Annotated in this window: 1 protein-coding gene and 1 pseudogene; both read right to left on the bottom strand. The window is 61.4% G+C overall.

The window, feature by feature from the left end; translation table 11 throughout:
• On the bottom strand, positions 1-5598 hold a 5598-nt coding region (locus tag Q673_RS36510; RefSeq protein WP_235048502.1), incomplete at its 3' end, for a hypothetical protein.
• Positions 5599-5670: 72 nt separating this feature from the next.
• A pseudogene (locus Q673_RS37220) lies at positions 5671-5799 on the bottom strand (ESPR domain-containing protein); the annotation flags it as partial.
• Positions 5800-6164: the final 365 nt, after the last annotated feature.

The following is a 6164-nucleotide window of genomic DNA, read 5'->3' as shown; positions in this document are numbered from 1 at the left end:
GCTGTTGATGGCGCCATCGGCCACGCCGGTGATCTTGAGATCGCCCGCATCGATGCCACTGGTGGTCACACTCGGGCCACCGGCGATGGTCATACCGTCGGCGCCATACTCGGTGCTGTCGGTGCCGTCGGTGACGCTGGTGCCGCTCGCGGTCACCGCGGTGACATTGCCGGCACCGTCGTCGACGGTCAGGCCATCGCTGTCGAGCACGCTATCGCCGGTGGTGACGCTGCCGGTATCGCCCAGGTCGATGTTCTCGTTCAGGGCCACTGCGATCACGCCCGCATCATCCGCGCCGTTCTGGGCCACGCTGATGTTGCCATCGCCCTGGAAGTCCACCGCGCCGTTCGGCCCGATGTTCACCTGATTGGCACCGGAGCCGCTCAGGTTCCAGCCGGCGTTGGCGGTCTGGTTAACCAGGTTCAGTTGCTCCTCGGTGGCCGCGCGACCCGCCTGGGCGAAGTCGGCACCGTTGAGGTCGGTGTTGGTCAGCCCGGTGATGTCGCCCGAGCCGCCGTCGATGGCGATGGTGTTGCTGCCGCCGGCGACGTTGATCGTGCCGGCACCGACATCCGTGGTGTTACCCGCACCGTCGTCCACGCTGACGCCGCCGTCGTTCATCACGGTGTCGCCGGTGGTGATGCTGCCGGTCTCGCCCAGGTCGATATTCTCGTTCAGGGCTACGGCGATCACGCCTGCGTCATCCGCGCCGGTCTGCGCCACACTGATGTTGCCGTCGCCCTCGAAGCGCACCTCGCCGTTGGGGCCGATGTTGGCCGCATTGCCGGCTGCGTCGGTGGCGTTCCAGCCGGCGTTGGCCGCAGTATTCACCACGTCGATGGCGTCGTGAACGTTGTCTTGGCCGGTGTTGCCGATATCGCTGGTGGTGACGCTGCCATCGGCATTGACCACGGCATTGCCGCCGATCACGTCACTCACCGAGTCGGCCACACCGAACAGCTGGCTGCCGTTGATGGCATCGCTGCTGGTGCTGTTCACCGCACCGTCGGCGACATTGGCGATCTGGAGATTACCGGCATCGATGCCGCCGGTGGTGACGCTGGGACCGCCGGTAATGGTCATGCCTTCGGCGCCGTACTCGGTGCTATTGGTGCCGTCGTCGACGCTGAGGCCGCCGGTGTCGAGCACGCTATCGCCAGTGGTGACGCTGTCCAGCTCGGTCAGGTTGCGCGCCATCACCAGGTTGAGCTGATTGCCGTCGCTATCCACGCGCAGGTTGGCGCCGCTGGAGGCATCGCCCGCCGCCAGCTCACCGGAAACCGTCAGCGGGGTGGTGTCACCCAGCGTCTTGTCGATGGCGCCGCCGGTGTTGCCGGCAAAGCTCAGGCCGTCGGCCTGGGTCGCGATCTCGTTACCGTCATAGGTGACGGTATCCCCAGCCACGACGAAGGTATCACCGCCGACCGTCAGGTTGTTGGTCGTGACGCTGTCACCGTCGATAACGGTATCGCTGCCGACGCTGACGCTGCTGCTTACGCCAATATCGTCCTCGAGGTTGAACGCCAGGTCGGTGCCGGTACGACTGATGGCGATATTGCCGTCGGTGCTGCTGAAGTCCACCGAGCCGCCGGGAGCGACATTGGCACCGGCGTCGTTGTTGGCGCTGACATCCCAGCCCTGGGCGGCATACTCGATGGCTTCATGGACGGTATCTTCGCCGGTTCCACCCACGTCACTCATGGTGACCTGATGGGTATTCGGATCGTAGGCGGCATTGCCTCCCAGGACCCCGGCCACGGAACCTCCGGCGGTATCCAGGTTGTCGGCCAGTGCATTGACCGCCTGGTTGGTGCCATAAAGCTGACTGCCGTTGATGGCATCGGTGCTGGTGGCGCTGACGCGCCCGGCGGCCACGTTGGTCAGGGTACGCTCGGCGCCCGCCGTGCCGACGCTGACGGTCGCCACGGGGCTGGTGCCCGCGAAGTCGTAGGTGTTCTTGTCGACGGTCATGCTAGAGGTGCCGACCGCTTCCGCGGTGACGGCGCCGCTGCCCAGCGCTACCGAGCCCTGGTGGTTGGCCTGGGCCCCCTCGCCGATCGCCGTAGCGCCCTGTGCGGCGGCACGGGCAGCGGAGCCCATGGCCAGGGCCTCGCCGGTCACGGCTTCGGCGCTCTGGCCAAAGGCGGCGGCATTTTGTGCGGTCACCCGCGCACCAGAGCCGACGGCCAGGCCGTCCTGGGCAGCGGCGGTGGCCTCGGCCCCCTCGCCGATCGCCGTGGCGGACTGGGCACGAGCCTGCGCCTCGACGCCGAGGGCCAGCGCATGCTGCTCGTCCGCCAGGGACTGCTTGCCGATCGCGATACCCGCGATGTTGCGCTGAAGGTCGAGGTTATTGGGATCATCGAAGCCGGCCTGGGCTCCAGTGCCCATGGCGATACCGTTGGTGGCATATCCACGCGCATCCGTACCTGATGCGATGGCATTGGCTCCACTCGCAGAAGCCCTGGTACCGCTGGCCTGAGCGCTAACACCACTGGCGCTGGCATCGGTACCGCTAGCCTGAGCGCTGGCACCACTGGCGCTGGCATCGGTACCGCTAGCCTGCGCGCTAGTACCGCTGGCGCTGGCATCGGTGCCGCTGGCCTGAGCATTGGCGCCACTGGCGCTGGCACGGGTGCCGCTGGCCTGGGCGCTGACACCACTCGCCCGGGAGCCTGTACCGACAGCCATGGCGTCATCCGCCGTTGCCTCGGCATTATCACCCTGAGCCATAGCTCTTTCGGCATTTACGAGGGAATCTCTGCCGATGACGATCCCTTCGCGCGCAGTCGACTGGGAGTCTGTGCCGATGACGATCGAGTTTTGGACATTAGTGCCGTCCTGGTCGTCCGACTCCGAACGGGTACCAATAACGATCGAGTTTGTGCCACGGCTTTGCGAGTCCGCGCCAATGGCCACGCCACTTTCGTCACGCGCTTCGGTCTGTTGGCTGCCGATGACGACCGCATTATCTTTTAGCGCTTGAACATCATGGCCCAGAACGACCGAGGAAGCACCTTCCGCCGATACGCTGGAGCCAATAGCTGTCGCATCGTCGGCCCCAGCACTGGTAGACGCATCCGGCCCGATGGCCACTGACCTGACGCCTAGCGCCCCACTGTTATCCTTATTGCTCCTGTCGGTGCCACCGTCCTCGATACTGACATAGGACAGCAAGTTCTGATCGATCTGGTCCTGAAGATCCAGGATCACACCATCGGCGAAGTCAGGATCCAGCAGGTCGACATTATTCACTGCATACTTTAACTGCCGTACGTTTACCGCATCAGTATCCTGTGCACCATCTTCCACATTTACGATACGCCGCGTCAGGCCTGTCTCGCCATTCCCCACAGAAACGGCGCTGCCCGAGAACCCACGATTGGTTAGATAGCTACTTCCACCAACATCGCTTTGTGTGGCCTGGGAGCCAGAGCCCAGGGCAACATAGCCGGCTCCTGCGGCAGCGTTTTCACCCAAGGCCACGCCTGCGCCACTCGTTGCTGCACCAGTACCCAATGCAAGACCGTTGCTGCCGGAGGCGACAGCCTCGTGACCGATGGCAACGCCATCGGTGCCCGCCGAGGCATCCTCGCCAATGCCGACAGCGCGATTCTGATTCCCCCCACCAATGCTGTTAGCATTCAAACCAATGCTGATATTACTGTCACCCACCAGGCTGTCACCAGCCGCAGATCCAAAGGCAATGTTGTCGTTTCCATCGGCAGCATTGCCTGCACTGCTCCCCATTGCCACATTACGTTGGCCGGCAACGTTCTGGCCAGCCTGGGCGCCGATGGCGATATTATTTACCTGATCGTCGGCTATAACAGCGTCTGTACCAACGCCTGCTTCTTCACCGATCGAGATATTGTTTGTGGCGGCTGCCACGGCACCTTTACCTAAAGCAATGCTAACCGCACCACCTGCTTGCGCCCCAGCACCTGCGGCGAAGCTGTTGGCACCGCTTGCGGTAGCATTATTGCCGCCGGCGAAGCTATTGGCACCGCTTGCGGTGGCGCCGGGGCCAATTCCCACCGCACTACCCGCGGCACGAACCCCTTTACCAATCCCGACGGCATCGACTGCTGCATTGACTCTGTCGCCAATGGCAACGCTGGAGTCACCGGCTGCGATGGTGCCGACACCCAGCGATACACTGTTCGTGCCCGAGGCAAGGTTGGCGCCGGCCTTCAACGCACTGATGAATTGATTGACACCGTCTTCGTCAACTGCCACACCGGCAATCTCGGTAATTTGGCCTGAACCGCCGGGGGTATAGGTCCCGTCAGGGTTGAGCGGCGTACCAGTTGCCGTCACCGGTACGCCATTGATCGACGTCAGGTCGGTGCCATCAACGGCCAGATCCAGAGTCGTGATGGGATCGCCAGTGGCACCAATAGAGGTTGCATTTTCACCCAAGGCTAGGGTTTGCTTACCTAAGGCAATCGAGTTTTCAGCCTTCGCCTGCGCTTGATTGCCTATGGCCGTTCCAGATTCCAAGGCCGCACTGGCCTGGTTCCCCACTGCCAGGCTGTTACCCGCCCCGGCACTGGCCTGATTGCCCAAGGCAATGCCGTTGTCTGCCACGTTGCTAGTCGTGGCACCCAACCCGGCAGCGAAGCTACTGTTGCCCTCGGCGATGGTATTGGGGCCGATAGCGATCGACTCGGCCCCCAGGGCCTGGGAGTCCGGTTGTGCCGAAAGTGCACGGAAGTAGCGCACCCCACCGGCGCCTTCTTCGATAAACAAGTCGTAGATCTGACTACCAATAACGGCATCGGTACTGGTCGCGGTCAGGTCTCCAGCGGCGACATTGGTAATCGTCTGACCGCCGGCGTCAATTCCGGTGGAGGTCACGCTCGGGCCAGTCGTACCAACCGTCACGCCATCGTTGTCGATGGTGGTATTACCCGTGGTGACGGTATCGGCAGTAACACTTGTGACTTCAATATCAGGATCAAGAGAAATATCGATTCCACCGGCATCATCCGTGCCAGACTGAGTCACACTGATATTGGAGTCACCCGTGAAGGTGACAGTACCCCCAGGACCGATGTTCGCTTGACTGCTTCCATCGGTGACATCCCACCCAGCATTGGCGGTGTTTTCTAAGGCTGTAATTGAAGTTTCATTGTTACCGACCCGGGCATCCAGACCTCCGATGTTAGCAGTGTTGGTGCTAATGCTGCTTTCATTTTCACCAACCCGGGCATCCAGATCACCGATGTTAGTAGTGTTAGTGCTAATACTGCTTTCATTGTCACCAACTCGGATATCCAGATCACCAATGTCAGTACCAAGCCCCGTGATGGCCGACCCATTGTCACCCACCCGGGTATCCAGGTCACCAATATCAGTATCAAGGCCCGTGATGGCCGACTCATTGTCACCGACTCGGGTATCCAGTGAGCCAATGTCAGTGGTGTTGGTGTCGATCGCGCTGACAACGTCGACACCTCCCACCGTTAAGGTACTGTCGAAAATCGCATTGCCCGATACCTGCAAGGCGCTGAGAATCGCCTCATTGGAAACAGTCAGATTATTATTGACGGTAACATTGTCGTAGGTGACATCCTGAGCCTGGACGCTGGTCATGGGAGCCGCCAGGCCAGCGGCAAACAATCCTATCGCCAACGCCAGTGGACGCAGGCGTGTTAGCGCAGCAGGCTGGTGATGGACTCGTGGCGCCGCCTGAAGGCGTTCCGAGCCGGATTTCCCCTGAGAGTGTGCTGCCTCGGAAGCCACTACCAGACGTCCAAGGGTGCGGTTCCAGATGATTCTAAAGACCTTGTTCATGTTCACCTGCGAAGTGTCGTTCCAGTTGACCGGGGGCAGCTCTCCCTGCACAGGAGGCGGACGGTGGGGCCCATCATCGGCAGCCGATGCAGCAGCGTCCATAGACCGTTGAAACACCTGTTGGTGGCGCACCGCCTGAGCAGTGCCGCCATCGTTATTGTCAGATGCCTCTGGATTGTTCTGCGGCCCACCAGGAAGATGGTAGCAGATCACCGGCTACACCGTTAACAGGAAGTTACGGCTTATGCTGGAGGACGTCTTTTTCCCGAAGGGAAAAAGTTTGTCTCGCAGGGAAAAATTCTCAACCCTTTGAAAGATGGAGAATTTTAAAAGATAAAGACAGGATCCTGATTCCGTGAAGCCAG

Source organism: Halomonas sp. PBN3 (assembly GCF_000475415.1).
Lineage (GTDB): Bacteria > Pseudomonadota > Gammaproteobacteria > Pseudomonadales > Halomonadaceae > Halomonas > Halomonas shengliensis.
The sequence above is the reverse complement of the archived record's forward strand: the minus strand, read 5'-3'. Positions and strand labels throughout refer to the sequence as shown.